At 62.0% G+C, this 15,159-nt stretch carries 18 protein-coding genes and 1 pseudogene; 7 read left to right on the forward strand and 12 right to left on the reverse strand.

The features are described from left to right. The first annotated feature begins 17 nt into the window (after positions 1-17). Positions 18-1,184 carry a hypothetical protein gene (locus APH33_RS06585; RefSeq protein WP_256218596.1) on the forward strand — a complete coding sequence of 389 codons (1,167 nt, stop codon included), beginning with the start codon at positions 18-20 and terminating at the stop codon, positions 1,182-1,184. A gap of 2 nt (positions 1,185-1,186) precedes the next feature. Here the strand turns inward: APH33_RS06585 and APH33_RS06590 are convergent, their stop codons facing one another. The 6 genes and pseudogenes from APH33_RS06590 to prlC form a co-directional block, all read right to left on the reverse strand. Then, positions 1,187-2,707, reverse strand: coding sequence for a SulP family inorganic anion transporter (locus APH33_RS06590; protein ID WP_371263238.1), 1,521 nt, complete (start codon positions 2,705-2,707; stop codon positions 1,187-1,189). Between the two features lie 191 nt (positions 2,708-2,898). Continuing rightward, a complete protein-coding gene (locus APH33_RS06595; RefSeq protein ID WP_054884388.1) occupies positions 2,899-3,618 on the reverse strand; it encodes a carbonic anhydrase in 720 nt (239 codons plus the stop codon). Positions 3,619-3,901: 283 nt separating this feature from the next. Then, entirely contained in the window at positions 3,902-4,960 is a 1,059-nt protein-coding gene (locus tag APH33_RS06600) for a PA0069 family radical SAM protein (protein ID WP_054884389.1), read from the reverse strand. A gap of 76 nt (positions 4,961-5,036) precedes the next feature. Further along, a pseudogene (locus APH33_RS06605) lies at positions 5,037-5,219 on the reverse strand (hypothetical protein); the annotation flags it as partial. Between the two features lie 124 nt (positions 5,220-5,343). Then, a complete protein-coding gene (locus tag APH33_RS06610) occupies positions 5,344-5,625 on the reverse strand; it encodes a YheV family putative zinc ribbon protein (RefSeq protein WP_054884391.1) in 282 nt (93 codons plus the stop codon). Next, positions 5,622-7,673 (reverse strand): oligopeptidase A, encoded by a 2,052-nt coding sequence (gene prlC / locus APH33_RS06615; protein WP_256218597.1) that lies wholly within the window; start codon positions 7,671-7,673, stop codon positions 5,622-5,624. The genes APH33_RS06610 and prlC overlap by 4 nt, the downstream gene beginning before the upstream one ends. 102 nt (positions 7,674-7,775) lie before the next feature. Here prlC and APH33_RS06620 point away from each other — a divergent pair, with 102 nt between their 5' ends. Together APH33_RS06620 and APH33_RS06625 are read left to right on the forward strand one after the other, a co-directional pair. Next, positions 7,776-8,324, forward strand: a complete 549-nt coding sequence (locus APH33_RS06620; RefSeq protein ID WP_054884393.1) for a gamma carbonic anhydrase family protein — start codon at positions 7,776-7,778, stop codon at positions 8,322-8,324. Positions 8,325-8,383: 59 nt separating this feature from the next. Beyond that, the gene (locus tag APH33_RS06625) at positions 8,384-9,034 is read left to right on the forward strand and encodes an HAD family hydrolase (RefSeq protein ID WP_054884394.1); all 651 of its coding nucleotides are present in this window, start codon (positions 8,384-8,386) and stop codon (positions 9,032-9,034) included. 127 nt (positions 9,035-9,161) lie between these two features. Here the strand turns inward: APH33_RS06625 and APH33_RS06630 are convergent, their stop codons facing one another. Then, the gene (locus APH33_RS06630) at positions 9,162-10,244 is read right to left on the reverse strand and encodes an aminopeptidase (protein ID WP_054884395.1); all 1,083 of its coding nucleotides are present in this window, start codon (positions 10,242-10,244) and stop codon (positions 9,162-9,164) included. A 67-nt stretch (positions 10,245-10,311) separates the two neighbouring features. Between APH33_RS06630 and APH33_RS06635 the strand changes: the two genes are divergently transcribed. Further along, on the forward strand, positions 10,312-10,725 hold the full coding sequence (locus APH33_RS06635) for a hypothetical protein (RefSeq protein WP_054884396.1): 414 nt from the start codon (positions 10,312-10,314) through the stop codon (positions 10,723-10,725). A gap of 55 nt (positions 10,726-10,780) precedes the next feature. Further along, the gene (locus APH33_RS06640) at positions 10,781-11,194 is read left to right on the forward strand and encodes a hypothetical protein (RefSeq protein WP_054884397.1); all 414 of its coding nucleotides are present in this window, start codon (positions 10,781-10,783) and stop codon (positions 11,192-11,194) included. A gap of 30 nt (positions 11,195-11,224) precedes the next feature. Here APH33_RS06640 and APH33_RS06645 read toward each other — a convergent pair whose 3' ends face one another. Further along, complete coding sequence (locus APH33_RS06645; RefSeq protein WP_054884398.1) at positions 11,225-11,458, reverse strand: DUF1161 domain-containing protein; 234 nt, start codon at positions 11,456-11,458, stop codon at positions 11,225-11,227. Between the two features lie 73 nt (positions 11,459-11,531). Then, positions 11,532-11,957, reverse strand: coding sequence for an OsmC family protein (locus APH33_RS06650; RefSeq protein WP_054884399.1), 426 nt, complete (start codon positions 11,955-11,957; stop codon positions 11,532-11,534). Positions 11,958-12,110: 153 nt separating this feature from the next. On the opposite strand from APH33_RS06650, the gene APH33_RS06655 reads away from it, so the two are divergent. Beyond that, a complete protein-coding gene (locus tag APH33_RS06655) occupies positions 12,111-13,115 on the forward strand; it encodes an LLM class flavin-dependent oxidoreductase (protein ID WP_054884400.1) in 1,005 nt (334 codons plus the stop codon). Positions 13,116-13,213: 98 nt separating this feature from the next. Here APH33_RS06655 and APH33_RS06660 read toward each other — a convergent pair whose 3' ends face one another. Together APH33_RS06660 and APH33_RS06665 are read right to left on the reverse strand one after the other, a co-directional pair. Further along, positions 13,214-13,435 (reverse strand): DUF1161 domain-containing protein, encoded by a 222-nt coding sequence (locus APH33_RS06660; RefSeq protein WP_054884401.1) that lies wholly within the window; start codon positions 13,433-13,435, stop codon positions 13,214-13,216. 104 nt (positions 13,436-13,539) lie between these two features. After that, entirely contained in the window at positions 13,540-13,755 is a 216-nt protein-coding gene (locus APH33_RS06665) for a dodecin (protein ID WP_003253076.1), read from the reverse strand. Between the two features lie 149 nt (positions 13,756-13,904). Here APH33_RS06665 and APH33_RS06670 point away from each other — a divergent pair, with 149 nt between their 5' ends. Then, complete coding sequence (locus APH33_RS06670; protein ID WP_054884402.1) at positions 13,905-14,228, forward strand: YqjD family protein; 324 nt, start codon at positions 13,905-13,907, stop codon at positions 14,226-14,228. On the opposite strand, the gene APH33_RS06675 is transcribed toward APH33_RS06670, so the two are convergent. Continuing rightward, complete coding sequence (locus APH33_RS06675; protein ID WP_054884403.1) at positions 14,225-15,121, reverse strand: LysR family transcriptional regulator; 897 nt, start codon at positions 15,119-15,121, stop codon at positions 14,225-14,227. The two genes, APH33_RS06670 and APH33_RS06675, sit on opposite strands and share 4 nt — an antisense overlap. Positions 15,122-15,159: the final 38 nt, after the last annotated feature.

Genomic DNA, 15,159 nt, shown 5'->3' on the forward strand with positions numbered 1-15,159 from the left:
TCTGCAGCGCGAGGAAAATGCTCCCGCTGCTGCGCCCCGCCTTCGATCATTACTGTCATCGGGCCGCCTCAGGGCGGCCCTTTTCCATACAGGTGATGACAATGACGATCAAAAGAAACAGGGTTTTTACGGACCTGCTGCGCGGAACCTATCCAACGATATGGGGCAACTGGGGCCTCAATCCGTCCATCAAGCCAGGCGCGGTCGGCATCATCGACGCTGACACCGGCGACTTCAAGCTGGCCGTCGATTGCCTCCCCGGCGTCGAGCTCAGCAAGAGCCAGCAAAGCCGCAAGTGGGATTTCAAATCGTCTGGCGTGACGTGCAACCGCATCAACGCCAATGTCAGCGGGATGATCCTGGACCCGAGCACAGGTACCGAAGTCAAACCCGAGGCCGCGCTGGAATGGACGTTCGACAAGGAGAATTCCATTACCTCGGAATTCGCGATCAGTGGCGAGCACACCATCAGCAACCTTGCCATCCTAGCCGATCAGTACGATTGGCTGCTCAGCCAGGCGCGCAAGTTGAACATGGCGACCAGCACTGGCATCTCCGAAGGTTTCGGCGTGGTGACCTCGGTCATCTACGCCAGCAGTGGCCTGAATGCGGTGGCAAAGAAGGGCAAAGCCAGCTTCACCGTCTCCGGTAGCGCAAGCGGGCTCAACCGCCTGCTTGGTGAAGACGGCATCAACGGCAGTGGCAAGGCGAGCTATGTGTTCACCAGCAACTCCAGTGAAGTCGAGATGCATACATTGCCGGCAAAAAGCGGTGAGGTGGCAACCGAACCAATGCCTGTCGCCTATACCTTTGCCTCGTTCGCAGGCAGCCGAGTATTGATCCCCAGCTGGATCGGCAAGGTCGGTGTGCTGAACTTGCTGGTGGATAGCAAGGCGTCATCCTTTACCACCTACACCACCAAGCTCACACTGTCCTACCAGACCCCCGAAGGCCCGATCGAAGAGTCCAGGACGGTGATCGGCGGAAGCTCGGCCAGCTTCGGGGAAATTCCCCTGACCGCCACCCAGATGGTATTGACGGCGGAGTTCATCAACATCGGCTCCAACACCCGCAAGTCGATGAAGTGGAACACGCCCGCCAGCGAGTGGCTGGGCGGCACCCGCACCGTGAACCTGACAGGTACATGGCCGGGTGCGCCGGAGATGGTCGAGGTCAAGCGCTGACCTCAGGTGCCAACAACGCTGCGCAAGCGGCCCTCCACCCTGCGCTTGAGGCCTCGCTGCTCGATACGCAGGGTAGAACCGCTGGTCTTGCTCCAATCCTCCAGCAGTTCCAGGCATGAATGGTCGATGTAGGTCAGGTTGGCCAGCGGAACATGCAGGGTGGAGCCGGCAGGCACGCTATCAAGTACCTGGGTCAGCGCCGGTACCTTGAGGAACGTAGCCGACCCGCTCAGGCGCAACTCCATATGGCCGCGGGGCTCGAGCTGGACGAGGCAGATTTTCAGGCGCGCGGCCTTGAACGCCAGCTTCAGCAGTGTCAGGGCGAAGCCCAGCAGCACCCCCGTCAACAGGTCGGTGAAAATGATCGCCATGGCAGTCGCCACGTAGGTGAACATCGGCATCCGACCATAGCGGCTCAGGCCTCGCAGTGCCTTGAAATCGACCAGTTTGATGCCGGTGTACACCAGCACACCCGCCAGGCTCGCCACCGGAATCTGCTGCAGCACGCTGCTCAGCACCACCACGAACGCCAGCAACCACAGGCCATGCAGGATCGCCGAGGCACGGGTTTGCGCGCCTGCCTGGACGTTGGCCGAACTACGCACGATCACGCCGGTCATCGGCAGGGCGCCGAGTACACCACAGAGCATGTTGCCGATACCCTGCGCCGACAGTTCACGGTCGAAGTCCGAGCGTTGGCCGCTGTGCATGCGGTCCACAGCGGCTGCCGACAGCAGCGTCTCGGCACTGGCGATGAAGGCCAAGGCGAATGCCGCCACCAGCAAAGTCGGATCAGCAAGCTTCAGCAGGTCGTCCGGACGTATCCAGTCGATGGCTTCGGACAGGTCTGCCGGTACTTGCACCCGATTCACCGGCAGCGCCAGCCACATGGCAATCGCGGTCATCGCCGTCACGCCCAGCAAGGCACCCGGCACGAAGCGCAACTTCTGCGGTCGCAGGCGCTCCCACCCCCACATGATGGCAATCGTGCCCAACCCCAGCGCGCCAGCCATCCAGCCGGAGCCGGTGCTTTCCTCGGGCAGGGCCGCAGCCACGGTGGATGGGAACTCCAGGAGGTTCTGCAGGCCCGACGGCTGTGGCGCCGTGTCGAACATCACGTGCACCTGCGACAATACGATCAATACTCCAATACCGGCGAGCATGCCGTACACCACGGCGGGCGCCGTGACACGGAACCAGCACCCCAGGCGCAAGCGCCCAGCCAGCAATTGCAGAATCCCGGCGAGTAGCAGGATAGGCCCGAGCATCGCCATGCCATGTTGACGCACCAGCTCGAACACCAGCACCGCCAGGCCGGCTGCCGGGCCGCTGACTTGCAGCGGCGAACCCGCCAGGAAGCCGACCACAACGCCGCCGATGATACCGGTGATCAGCCCCTTGGCCGGCGGCATGCCTGAGGCAATCGCAATACCCATGCATAAAGGCAGGGCGACCAGGAAGACCACCACCGACGCCAGCAACTCGCGCGGCAGGGCCGCTTTCAACTGTGTCATGTTCACCATCGTTCTCCTTTCTCTGTCGCACGGCCATTCCCCTGGCCGTGGGCACATGTGGTCCCTGACGAGCGCGCAGGCGCGAGCCGCCAGCGCGTTCGCCGGCAGGGCAGTCAGGGCATTTTCAAGGCAGCCGAAGGCCGCGCCACACCCGCGATGGGTGCAGCCGGCTATTCAAGGTTCAGCTGTGGACGGGTCGCTTAGTAGCGGCCTCTCGGAGTAGCGCAGGGCACGGGCTCGCCTGCGGTCAGTGGCATGAAGCTGTCACTGGCTGCGTCGTAGGCCTCGATCTTGCTGGTCTCGATGTCGTACACCCAGCCATGGATGAACAACTCACCCGCTGCCAGGCGCGAAGCCACCGACGGATGGGTACGCAGGTGATGCAGCTGGGCGATGACGTTTTCCTTGGTCAACACCTGCATGGTTTCGTGCTCGCTACCGCACGAGCAGTTGTTCTCGACCACGGTGCGGGCCACTTCGGCGTGACGCAACCAGGCGGAAACCGTTGGCATCTTGGTCAGCGACTGCGGGTTCAGCACGGCCCGCATGGCGCCGCAGTCGGAGTGGCCGCAGACGATGATGTGGTGCACTTTCAGCGCCAGCACGGCGTACTCGATCGCGCTGGAAACGCCGCCGTTCATCTGGCCGTAAGGCGGCACTACGTTACCGACGTTACGGGTCACGAACAGGTCGCCCGGCGAGCTCTGGGTAATCAGCTCGGGAACGATACGCGAGTCGGCACAGGTGATGAACATGGCGCGCGGGGTTTGCGCGGTGGCGAGCTTCTTGAACAGCTCCTGCTGCTCAGGGAAGACGTCATGGTGAAAGCGCAGGAAGCCGTCGACGATGTGCTTCAGGGCGGCATCGGCGCTCTCCGCTGGAGCTTGCGGAACGACCTTGGATGGGTCCTTTACGGGCATGATTCATCCTCTTGACGGTGTGTAGGTAAATCCATTTTACCGGTGAAAGATTCTGGCTATGCGCAGATTTAGATGACACGCACGAGCGATAGATCACAGTCTTCGTTGACTGGATTCCTACGCTAGCGGGGAAAACTTAACTGAAACTTAATTCGGAGGCTCTAGAACGGGTGTTCCAGATCGAAAAGGCGGGATCTGAATAATAGCAAAAAAGCATCAACTGCCAAGCGCCATTAGCACAATTATTATCTCGGATTAGCTGAGCTGGGGATGGCCCTTGGCATCAGAACAGCGCCATTTGCCCGCCCGGCGGGCAGAACGCCGAGCAGTCAAGGGCCTGTGCCTCGCGCCCGGCAAAGTCCAGGCGCTTCATCGCCTTGGCAAAACGTTGTGCGAGCAATTCGGCAAAGACTCCTTCGCCACGCATCCGTGCACCAAAGCGGCTGTCATACAATTCGCCACCTCGGCTCTGGCGTATCAGGCTCAGCACATGGGCCGCGCGTTGCGGGTAATGGTCCTGCAGCCACTGCTCGAACAATGGCGCCACTTCCAGCGGCAGGCGCAGCATCATGTAGGCGGCGCTCTGTGCACCCGCCTCCTTGGCAGCCTCCAGCAAGTGCTCCAGTTCGCTGTCGTTGATCATCGGAATTATCGGCGAGCACAAGACACCTACCGGCACACCGGCTTCGCGCAAGACGCGGATGGCGCGCAACCTGGCCTTGGGTGAAGCTGCGCGGGGCTCAAGCACCCGCTTGAGGTCGTCGTCCAGGGTAGTGAGGCTGATCATCACCCGTGCCAAGCGTTGCCTGGCCATGTCCGCCAGCAGGTCGAGGTCGCGCAAAACCAGCGCGCCCTTGGTGACGATGGTCACCGGATGGCGAAAACGCAACAGCACTTCCAACACCCTTCGTGTCAGCTGTTGCTCACGCTCGATGGGCTGATAGGGGTCGGTGTTGGAGCCCAGGTTGATCGGCGCACAGACGTAGCCCGGTTTGCTCAACTGCTGTGCAAGCACCTCGGCGGCATTGGTCTTGGCTATCAGCTTGGTCTCGAAATCCAGGCCAGGGGAGAGATCCCAGTAGGCATGCGAAGGGCGGGCATAGCAGTAGATGCAGCCATGCTCGCAACCTCGGTAGGGATTGATGGAACGGTCGAAGGGCAGGTCCGGTGAGGTGTTGCGGCTGATGACCGACTTTGCTGTTTCAATCCGTACCTCGGTACCCTGCGTCTGCGGTACTTCCTGATACCAACCGTCATCCTCGGCCACCGAATGGCTCGGCGCGAACCGGTTGTGCGGATTATGCGCCGTGCCACGGCCCTTCTGCGCTGCTGGAGGAATCATTGCTCACCCCGATACTGTATCCATATACAGTATATTGTGTGCAGCGATCTTTCCAGCACCTCTGGTCAGTGCCTCACACCCCATCCACGGCCAGTACCAGGTCACCCCAGGTGAGCAATAGCTGCTGGTCGGCGATGATCCGCTCGATCCCTTGCGCGTGAGCCTGCAACACATGGTCAAAGGCTTCGTGCATGTTCTGCAGCGTGATCGATGGGTAATCGATTGGAGTTGCGCTGTCTTGCAGCAAAGGATTGTCCATGAAGCACCGCCTTGCTCGAATTGAGGAGCAGGCGAGCTTGCATGGCCAGCGGCAGACGAGTGGCCTGACTATCCACCACCCAAGCATCTGCCCGAGCCACAAAGGCCCGGGCAGCACGGCGGCTTCACTCAGCAGGTTTCTTCAGCTTCGGGTTAGGAAAGAACTGCACGGTCTGAACCTTGGCTGGCGCCGCCTTGGGCGCCAGCTGGTTGACCCGCGTACCGAGTTCCTTGGGCACCGACAGGCCCTGCTCGTTGAGGGTGTCGGTGAAGCCACAGGCCACGCACTCGCGATGCGGCACGTCGTCTTCGCTCCACATCATCAGCTTGTCGGGCTCACTGCAAGCCGGGCATACCGCCCCGGCGATGAAGCGCTTCTTGGTCTTGTTCACAGCTACCTCGCTCATGCCGCCGCAGCCTCGGTAAGGCCGCTGTGGCGCAGCAATGCATCGATGGAAGGTTCACGCCCACGGAAGTCCACGAACAGCTCCATGGGTTCGCGCGAACCGCCGCGGGCCAGGATCGCTTCACGGAACGCCCGGCCGGTCTCGGCATTCAGCACGCCTTCTTCCTCGAAGCGCGAGAAGGCATCGGCCGACAGCACTTCAGCCCACTTGTAGCTGTAGTAGCCCGCCGCATAACCGCCAGCGAAGATGTGCGCGAAGCTATTGGGGAAACGGTTGTAGGCCGGTGGGCGCATCACCGAAACCTCGTCGCGTACGCCTTCAAGTACCTGCAGCACGCTGCGCCCGTCACCGTGGCTGGCGTGCAGCTCGAAATCGAACAGCGAGAACTCCAGCTGGCGCACCATCATCATGCCCGATTGGAAGTTTTTCGCGGCGAGCATCTTGTCCAGCAGGTCCTGAGGCAGGGCCGCGCCGGTTTCGTAGTGGCTGGAGATCAACGCCAGGCCTTCAGGCTCCCAGCACCAGTTCTCCATGAACTGGCTCGGTAGCTCGACCGCGTCCCAGGCCACGCCATTGATGCCGGACACACCGGCATGCTCGATGCGGGTCAGCATATGGTGCAGGCCGTGACCGAACTCGTGGAACAGCGTGGTGACCTCATCATGGGTCAGCAGCGCAGGCTTGCCAGGCGCGGCCGGGGTGAAGTTGCACACCAGGTTGGCTACCGGGCTCTGCAGCTCGCCGCCTGCTGTACGGCGACGGTCACGGGCGCCGTCCATCCAGGCACCGCCACGCTTGTTGGCGCGGGCATAGAGGTCGAAGAAGAAGCGGCCGACGTGCTGGCCGTTTTCCTTGATCTCGAACAGGCGCACGTCCGGGTGCCAGCTGTCGAAGCCTTTGAGTTCGGCGATTTCAATGCCGTACAGGCGCTGGACGATGCTGAAGAGGCCGCTGAGCACCTTGTCGATCGGGAAGTAGGCACGCAGGGTCTCCTGCGACACGCTGTAACGCTGCTCGCGCAGCTTCTCGCCGAAATAACCGGCGTCCCAGCTGGCCAGTTCAGGGCAGCCCTGCTCGGCGGCGTAGGCCTTGAGCTGCTCCAGGTCCTGGGCGGCAAACGGCTTGGAACGCCTGGCCAGGTCGCGCAGGAAACTCAGCACCTGGTCGCTGGACTCGGCCATCTTGGTCGCCAGGCTCAGCTCGGCGTAATTCTTGTAGCCCAGCAGCCCAGCCAGTTCCTGGCGCAGGTCGAGGATCTGCTGCATCACCGGGCCGTTGTCGAACTGGCCGGCGTTCGGGCCTTGGTCGGAGGCACGGGTGCAGTAGGCCGCGTACAGTTCTTCACGCAGGGCGCGGTCGCTGGCGTAGGTCATCACCGCGTAGTAGCTGGGGAACTCCAGGGTGATCAGCCAGCCGTCGAGGCCCTTGGCCTGGGCGGCAGCGGCCATCTGCGCCTTGGCAGAGTCAGTCAGACCGGCCAGTGCGGCTTCATCGGTGACGTGCTTGGTCCAGGCCTGGGTGGCGTCAAGCAGCTGGTTGGAGAAGCGACTGCCCAGCTCGCTCAACTTGCTCTGCACCTCGGCATAACGCTGTTGCTGGTCAGCCGGCAGATCGATACCCGACAGGCGGAAGTCACGCAGAGCGTGGTCGAGGATAGTCTTCTGCGCCACGTCGAAGCCAGCGGCCTCCGGGCTGTTGGCCAGTGCCTGATAGGCTTCGAACAACGCACGGTTCTGGCCCAGTTCGGTAGAGTAGGCGCTCAGCGCTGGCAGGCAGGCCTCATAGGCCTCGCGCAGCTCCTGGCTGTTGCACACCGCATTGAGGTGACTGACCGGGCTCCAGGCGGCAGCCAGACGGTCGTTCAGTTCGTCCATGGCCAGCACCAGGCCGGCCCAGGTCGGTTTGTCGCCCTGCTGTTCGAGGATCTCGGCAATGGCTTTACGGTTGTCGGCCAGGATCGCTTCGATCGCCGGCAACACGTGTTCGGCACGGATTTGCGAGAAGGGCGGCAGATCGTAGGACTGCAGAAGTGGGTTGTTCGCACTCACGGTTTGGATACCTTGGCAGAAGAAACACTGCCCCATCTTAATTACAATCGACGCCGACCGCAGCAGGCAGCCTGCCTATCGGTACAGATGAGAGACGCTATCATGGCCATCCGCAGCTTCCAGCAACACACTCCGAAAGTGGGACCCAGGGCGTTTGTCGACCGTTCGGCGGTGGTCCTCGGCGACGTCGAGATCGGCGAGGACAGCTCTGTCTGGCCGCTGACGGTGATCCGCGGCGACATGCACCGCATCCGCATCGGCGCGCGCACCAGCGTGCAGGACGGCAGCGTGCTGCACATCACCCACGCAGGCCCGTTCAACCCCGACGGCTTCCCGCTGATCATCGGCGACGAGGTGACCATTGGTCACAAGGTCATGCTGCATGGCTGCACCCTGGGCAACCGCATCCTGGTCGGCATGGGCAGCACGATCATGGATGGCGCCATCGTCGAAGACGAAGTGATCATCGGTGCCGGCAGCCTGGTGCCGCCAGGCAAGCGCCTGGTCAGCGGCTACCTGTACATGGGCAGCCCGGTGAAGCAGGTGCGCCCGTTGAACGATCAGGAGCATGCCTTCTTCCCCTACAGTGCCGGCAACTACGTCAAGCTCAAGGACCAGCACCTGGCCGAAGGCTACGACCAACCTGAATGACCGTCTTCGCGGTAGACCCGCGAACACGGCCACGCACGATTTCAAGTGGAACCCATTACATGCACCAGCAGAATATCCTCTTCGACCTCGACGGCACCTTGACCGACCCGCGCCTGGGCATCACCCGCTCGATCCAGTACGCCTTGGCCAAGCTGGGCATCGACGAGCCTGACCTGACCCGCCTGGAACACTTCATCGGCCCGCCACTGCTACAGGCCTTCATGCAGTTCTACAGCTTCGATGAAGCCAAGGCGTGGGAAGCGGTGAACTTCTACCGGGAGCGTTTCCGCGTCACTGGCTTGTACGAGAACCTGGTGTTCGAAGGCGTGCCTGAGCTGCTCGAAGCCCTGAATGGCCAAGGCCGGACGCTGTATATCGCCACTTCCAAACCCTGGGAATTCGCACGGGAAATTGCCCGGCATTTCGCGTTCGATCACCATTTCAAGGTGATCTATGGCAGCGAACTGGATGGCACGCGGACCAACAAGGTCGAGCTGATCCGCCACCTGCTGGATGAGGAAGGGCTGGATCCGGCACAGACGCTGATGATCGGCGACCGTAAACATGACCTGATCGGTGCGCGCAGCAATGGCTTGCAGGCGGTGGCGGTGGGGTATGGGTTTGGTAGCCAGGAAGAGCTGGTGGCCGAGGCGCCGGCCTTCCATTTCGCTACGGTGGCCGAGTTGCATCAAGCCTTCTGCAAGGTTTGAGGGCCATGGGGGCTGCTGCGCAGCCCTTTCGCGACACAAGGCCGCTCCCACAAGGGATCGCATGCTTCCTGTAGCAGCGGCCTTGTGTCGCGAAAGGGCCGCAAAGCGGCTCCAAAATCTCACAGGCTCACATCAACCGCTGCAGCTGCGCCTTCCTCTGCGCAACCTGCAACCGCCCAAGCTGCTCGACCCGCTCATAAAATCGCGCCCAATCCCCACCCACCTCCCGGAACAGGGCCGCAAACGCCGGCACCCACTGGTCATAAAGCCCGAACGGCAGCAGCTTGGCATTGCTCAAGGGCGCATAGATCCAGGCGTCATAGCGCTTGTCTCCGTTCCACTGGCTGTCCCTCAGCTGCTTGTACTCACTGCGCAAGCGCTCGAATTCAGCCTGCTTGGCCGCCCGTTTGTGCGCATCGTCCAAGGGCCCTGCATAAATCGCCTGCAACCGCTCGCGGCTGGCCAGCACCAACCGGGTGAACTGTTCGCTCTGCTGCGACTGATACTCGCCGACCAGCGCAAGCCCACGGGCTGCGCGCCATTGCCGCGTGCCCTCCTGTTCGACGAAGGTGGCAAACGACTCGTTGAATTCGGTGTCGTCCTGCACGTAAAACTGCTGATGAGCCAACTCATGGAAAATCAGCGTGGCCAGCCGCTCATCCCCCCAGCCGACCATCGAAGACAGAATCGGGTCATCGAACCAGCCCAGCGTCGAATAGGCTTCGACACCGCTCACGTAGACGTCCAGGCCTTGCTGGCGCATCAACGCCGCCGCACCACGGGCCGCACCCTGGCGGTAGTAGCCGCGGTAAGCGACGCAGCCGGCAATGGGGAAACAGTGCGTCACTGGCTGCAGCGACAGCTCAGGTGTGGCGAACACATTCCACACTACGTAGGGGCGGTGCAGATCAGCGTAGAGCCGATAGCTTCGGTTATCAGGCAGTTTCAGCTGATCGCTGGCAAAAACCCGCGCTGCCTCGGCATGGGCGAGGCGAGCCCGCAATTGCGGGCTGCTGGCCGGGTCGGCGATCACTTGGTCCACAGGCTGGCGCGCCCGCAGCAGCTGCAATTGGCCTTCGGCCAGTTGGCCGTAATAGCCCACGGTGCTGCAACCGTTCAGCAGAAAGGCACACAGCAGGGGAACCAAACGCCTGAAAACACAGTCGAGTGGCCCAGGGCCTGAGCGCTTGAGAAGAACAAAGAGATCCATCCGGGGCTATCCAACCTGCTCATGGCCAATGCGCTCCAAGACTATCTCGCCGAGGGGGAGTTTCGCCATGCGTGCACTGTTCGTCACCGGCTCACTACTGCTGCTTACTGCCTGTTCAACCCTGCCGGAACCAGACCCGAATCTGGCCTGGGTCGACCTGACCCCCTATGGCGAAGCCTCGCTGGACGCCAAGCAGGTGGACGAGCGCGACTGGGCTGACACTCGCTATTTCGAGGTGCCGCCCGGCAGCCATGAGCTGACCGTGCGCTATCAGTTCCCGGTCGCGCCGAGCAATATCGGCCCGGTCGACGCGCCATTGTGGCGTGATTGCCAGGTCAAGCTGACCTTCAAGGACTTCAGCGCCGGGCAGCGCTACCAGCTGCAAGCCGGCAGCATTGGCTTCCGCCCCTGGATCAAGCTGTACGACCACCAGCAGAAACTGCTCGGGCAGGGCCTGCCAGCGGGTTGCCAACGCACCTGAAACGCACAAACGGCGCTATGCTTGTAACTCGTGTATCGCGAGTGGGAGTTTTGCCATGCGCCAGCCCATGATGCTGATCGCTCTCAGTGCCCTGGGGGCCTGCGCCAGCCCCTTGCCGCCCGTCGACCCCGCCAAGGCCTGGGTCGACCTCTACACCGTGACCCCTGGCCGCATACTCATGGCCGACCGCCTTGACGGCCAGCGCCTGGACGACGGCCGCTACTTCCAGCTGACCCCAGGCAAGCATGAACTGGTGGTGCGGTTCGACTATGAAATCTATGCCGGCGGCATGCTGACCAGCCCCAAGGAACGGACCTGCTACCTGACGGTGCGCTTCGACGACTTCAAGGCCGGTGAGCGTTATCGCCTGGAGGCGCGGGCTCCGGTGATGGACCCACAGGTGCTGCTCTACGACGCCAGCCGCAAGGTGGTGGTGAACGAGCCGAGCGACGTGTTCTGCATCCCGTAAGCATTGGGGCCGCATCGCGGCCCCAATCATTTATCGATCATTCTTCTGGTAAATGATCTTCTTCGTCCCGCCATCACAGGTGCCGACGATCATGTTCTGATCCTTGACCTCACTGTTGGGCACGATTTCCAGCGTGTAGGACGTCACACCCTGGGCCTGGATCTTGGCTTCGATCTCCGCCTTGAGTTCTTCGCACGGTTTTACCGCCGCCAATGCAGAAGTGGCCACAAGCGAAGCCAGCATGGCGATTGCTACGCGGATCATGGAACGGCTCCTGGTATGGCAGCAGCGCTGCCGACGCTGTTTAGACTACAGCAAACCGCCACCGTTGCGCCGCCTAGCCCACCAATGCAGCGTCCAGGCTGATCTTCGCGTTTAGCACCTTCGACACCGGGCAACCCGCCTTGGCCTTGTTGGCGATTTCGAGGAACTGCGCCTCATCGGCACCGGGCACCTTGGCTTTGAGGATCAGGTGCACGGCGGTGATGGCAAAGCCGTCGGGTTGTTTGTCCAGCGTGACTTCGGCGGTGGTGTCGATGCGTTCGGCGGTGAACCCTGCCTCGCCGAGCATCATCGACAGCGCCATCGAGAAGCAACCGGCATGGGCTGCGCCGATCAGCTCTTCCGGATTGGTCCCCGGCGCCCCCTCGAAACGGGTGTTGAAACCATAAGGGTTCTGCTTGAGGGCGCCGCTTTCGGTGGAAAGCAGGCCTTTGCCATCCTTCAGGCCGCCTTGCCAGATCGCCGATGCTGTCTTTTTCATGATGCCTCCGGGTCTAGGGTGATTTACCTAGGTTTTCGAGGCCAGCGTCCTACACCAAGTTCAGTGCAATCGCACCGTGAGCATTGAATCCGGGGAATGTGCCCATACAGAGTCTGAAAGGCCTCCGGGCCAACCACTCTTGCGGAGGCTCCAATGACGCAACTGCGTGACCTGAAGATATCCACCCTCGACCTGGTGCCGGTGCGCGCCGACCAAGGCCCGGCGCAATCGTTGCACAACTCGCTGGACCTGGCCCGGCATGTCGAGCGGTTCGGCTACAACCGCTTCTGGGTGGCCGAACACCACAACATGGACGGCATCGCCAGCTCGGCCACCTCGGTGCTGATCGGCTACCTTGCCGGCGGCACGTCGACCATTCGCGTCGGCTCCGGCGGCATCATGCTGCCCAACCATGCGCCGCTGGTGATCGCCGAGCAGTTCGGCACTTTGGCCAGCCTGTATCCGGGGCGAATTGACCTGGGCCTGGGCCGGGCGCCAGGTTCCGACCAGATGACCGCCTACGCCCTGCGCCGTGACCGCGCCGGCAGCGCCGATGACTTCCCGGATGATGTCGAGGAACTTTCGCGCTACCTTGGCCCGCGCACCGATGATCAAAAAGTGATCGCTGTGCCCGGCCATGACACCGACGTGCCACTGTGGTTGCTCGGTTCGAGCCTGTTCAGCGCCCAACTGGCCGGCATGCGCGGCATGCCGTACGCCTTTGCCTCGCATTTCGCGCCGCGCTACATGCACGAGGCGATCCGCATCTATCGCGACCACTTCAAGCCGTCGACCACGCTGGACAAGCCCTATGTGATGCTGGGGATTCCGATGGTGGTGGCGGAAACCGACGAAAAGGCCGAATACCTGGCTACCTCGGTGTATCAGCGCATCCTGGCGCTGATCCGTGGCCAGAGCCTGATGCAGAAACCGCCTGTACCGAGCATGGACGGGCTATGGCTCCCCCATGAGCGCGATGCCGTGGCAAGTTTCCTCGGCCTGGCGATGATCGGCAGCCCGCAGAAGGTGCGGGCCAAGGTGGAAGTGCTGCTGGAGCAGACCGGGGCGGATGAGCTGATCTTTACCTGTGATTTGTACGAGCATGCCGACCGGATTCGGTCCTATGAGCTCCTGGCGCAGGCCCTCAAGGGCGAGTGAACTTCTTCGCGGCTAAAGCCGCTCCTGCAGGGCAGCATTGCCTTCAAGGTCTGCGCAGTACCTGTGGGAGCGGCTTTAGCCGCGAAGAAGCCAACACCTTACTTGCGGTTGTAGACAATTTTCTTCTTGCCCGCCTCGCAAGTGCCAACGTCTTTCCCTGCCACCTTTTCCTTGTCGACAATTTCCAGCTCGTAATTCTTTACACCCTTGGCATCGAGCTTCGAGGCGATCTCGGCCTTGAGCTCCTCACAGGGTTTGCCAGCGGCCATTGCCCCACCGGCCAGTACCATCAAACCCACCGCCAGCATCAGTTTCTTCATCGATCGCGTTCCTTGTACAGATGAGAAAGACCAGAAGGGCGCCGCCAAGGCGCCCTTCGGTGTTATAACGCCACCACGCCGGGCTATTCCAGCCCAGTAATGTTTCAGCTGTTGGCGATGCGGAAGCCAACCTTCAGCGTGACCTGGAAGTGCGCCGCCTTGTTGTCGCGGATGTGGCCACGGGTATCGACCACTTCGAACCATTCCAGATGCTTGATGCTCTTGCCGGCTTCGGCCAATGCATTGTTGATCGCTTCTTCGATGCTGGTGGGCGACGAACCCACCAGCTCGATCTTCTTGTAAGTGTGATGATCGGTCATGAACGCTCTCCTTGGTGACAGTGATAATGAGCCTAGCAGTGCAAGCCCGGTTTACCTGCGAGCTGCTGCCGTTCGGTAAAGTTCGATCGCACTTTCCAGCCGCTCAGGAGTCGCAAACCTTACAGTCCATACTGCAAAGGAGAGTCAACATGCCCCGCAACTCGCTGCGTAAAACGTCCCTGGAGAGCATGGAAGCGGAGATTGAAAGCCTGCTGAAAAGCCTGGAGAACCTGAAGCACGATGCGTCCGAGGAAACCCAGAAGTCAGTGAAGGCGATGCGCAGCAATGCCGAAAGCGCGCTGCGCCATTCGCGCAGCCTGATCAGCGATGCCTATGAGGAAGTGAAGGAGCGCACCCGCCAGACCGGAATCGCCACCCGCGACTACGCCCAGGAGCACCCGTACACCACTGCAGGCGTTGCCATCGGTGCACTTGGCCTGTTGGCAGCGTACCTGCTGTGCAAGCGCAACTAAGCGCTCTGCCTGGCCAGCTCGGCACGTAGCCACTGCGCCAGTTGCTCGGCGCGCCCATCCGCGGCGCGCCGAGGCACCCACAACGCCAACGCGGCCGGCGTCGGCGAAAAGCCCCAGGGTGCACTCAAACGCCCGGCTCGCAGATCGTCGGCAACCAAGGGTTGTGGGGCGATCGCCACCCCCAAGCCGGCGACAGCCGCCTCCAGCAAGTAATACAGGTGTTCGAACGCCTGACCATACTTCAAAGCGCCAGCCTCGATGCCCTGCTCAGAAGCCCAGGTGGGCCAGGCCTGGGGGCGCGAGGTGGTATGCAGCAGGGCTTCGTCCAGCAAGGCTCTGGCAGGTGCCGCTTGCAAGCGGTCGAAGCCGGCGAAGTGCGGGCTCAGCACCGGGCCGATACGCTCCTGTGCCAGCACGTGGACCTGCATATCCGCTGGCCAAGGCGGTTCGGCATATACCAGCAACGCATCCAGCCCGGGGCGGCGTGGATCGAGGTCACCTTCACCCGCTGACAGATGCAGGCGCAGCTCCGGCAGGTCAGCCTTCAACCGCCCCAGGCGGGGGATGAACCAGCGCGCCAGCAGGCTACCGGAGCAGCCCAGCACGAACGGTGCCTCGCTGACATCCCGGCTCACCTCGGCGCATACGCTGCGCAAGCGGTCGAATGCCTCGCCGCTGGCGTCGCGCAGGCGCATGCCGGCATCTGTGAGTTTGATGCCACGCCCGTCCTTGACGAACAGGGCCACGCCCAGGTGTCCTTCAAGCACCTTGATCTGCCGGCTGACAGCGCCATGGGTAACGTGCAGCGCTTCGGCCGCCTGGCTGACGCTGTTGAGCCTGGCAGTGGCCTCAAAGGCGCGCAGGGCGTTGAGGGGAGGGAGGTCGTGGGCCATTTTACCTGTGAGTTTTTCTGACAAGTTTGCGCAATCTT

Origin of the sequence: Pseudomonas sp. NBRC 111130, assembly GCF_001320485.1 — a bacterium.
In the GTDB taxonomy this organism is placed as follows: Bacteria; Pseudomonadota; Gammaproteobacteria; order Pseudomonadales; family Pseudomonadaceae; genus Aquipseudomonas; species Aquipseudomonas vlassakiae.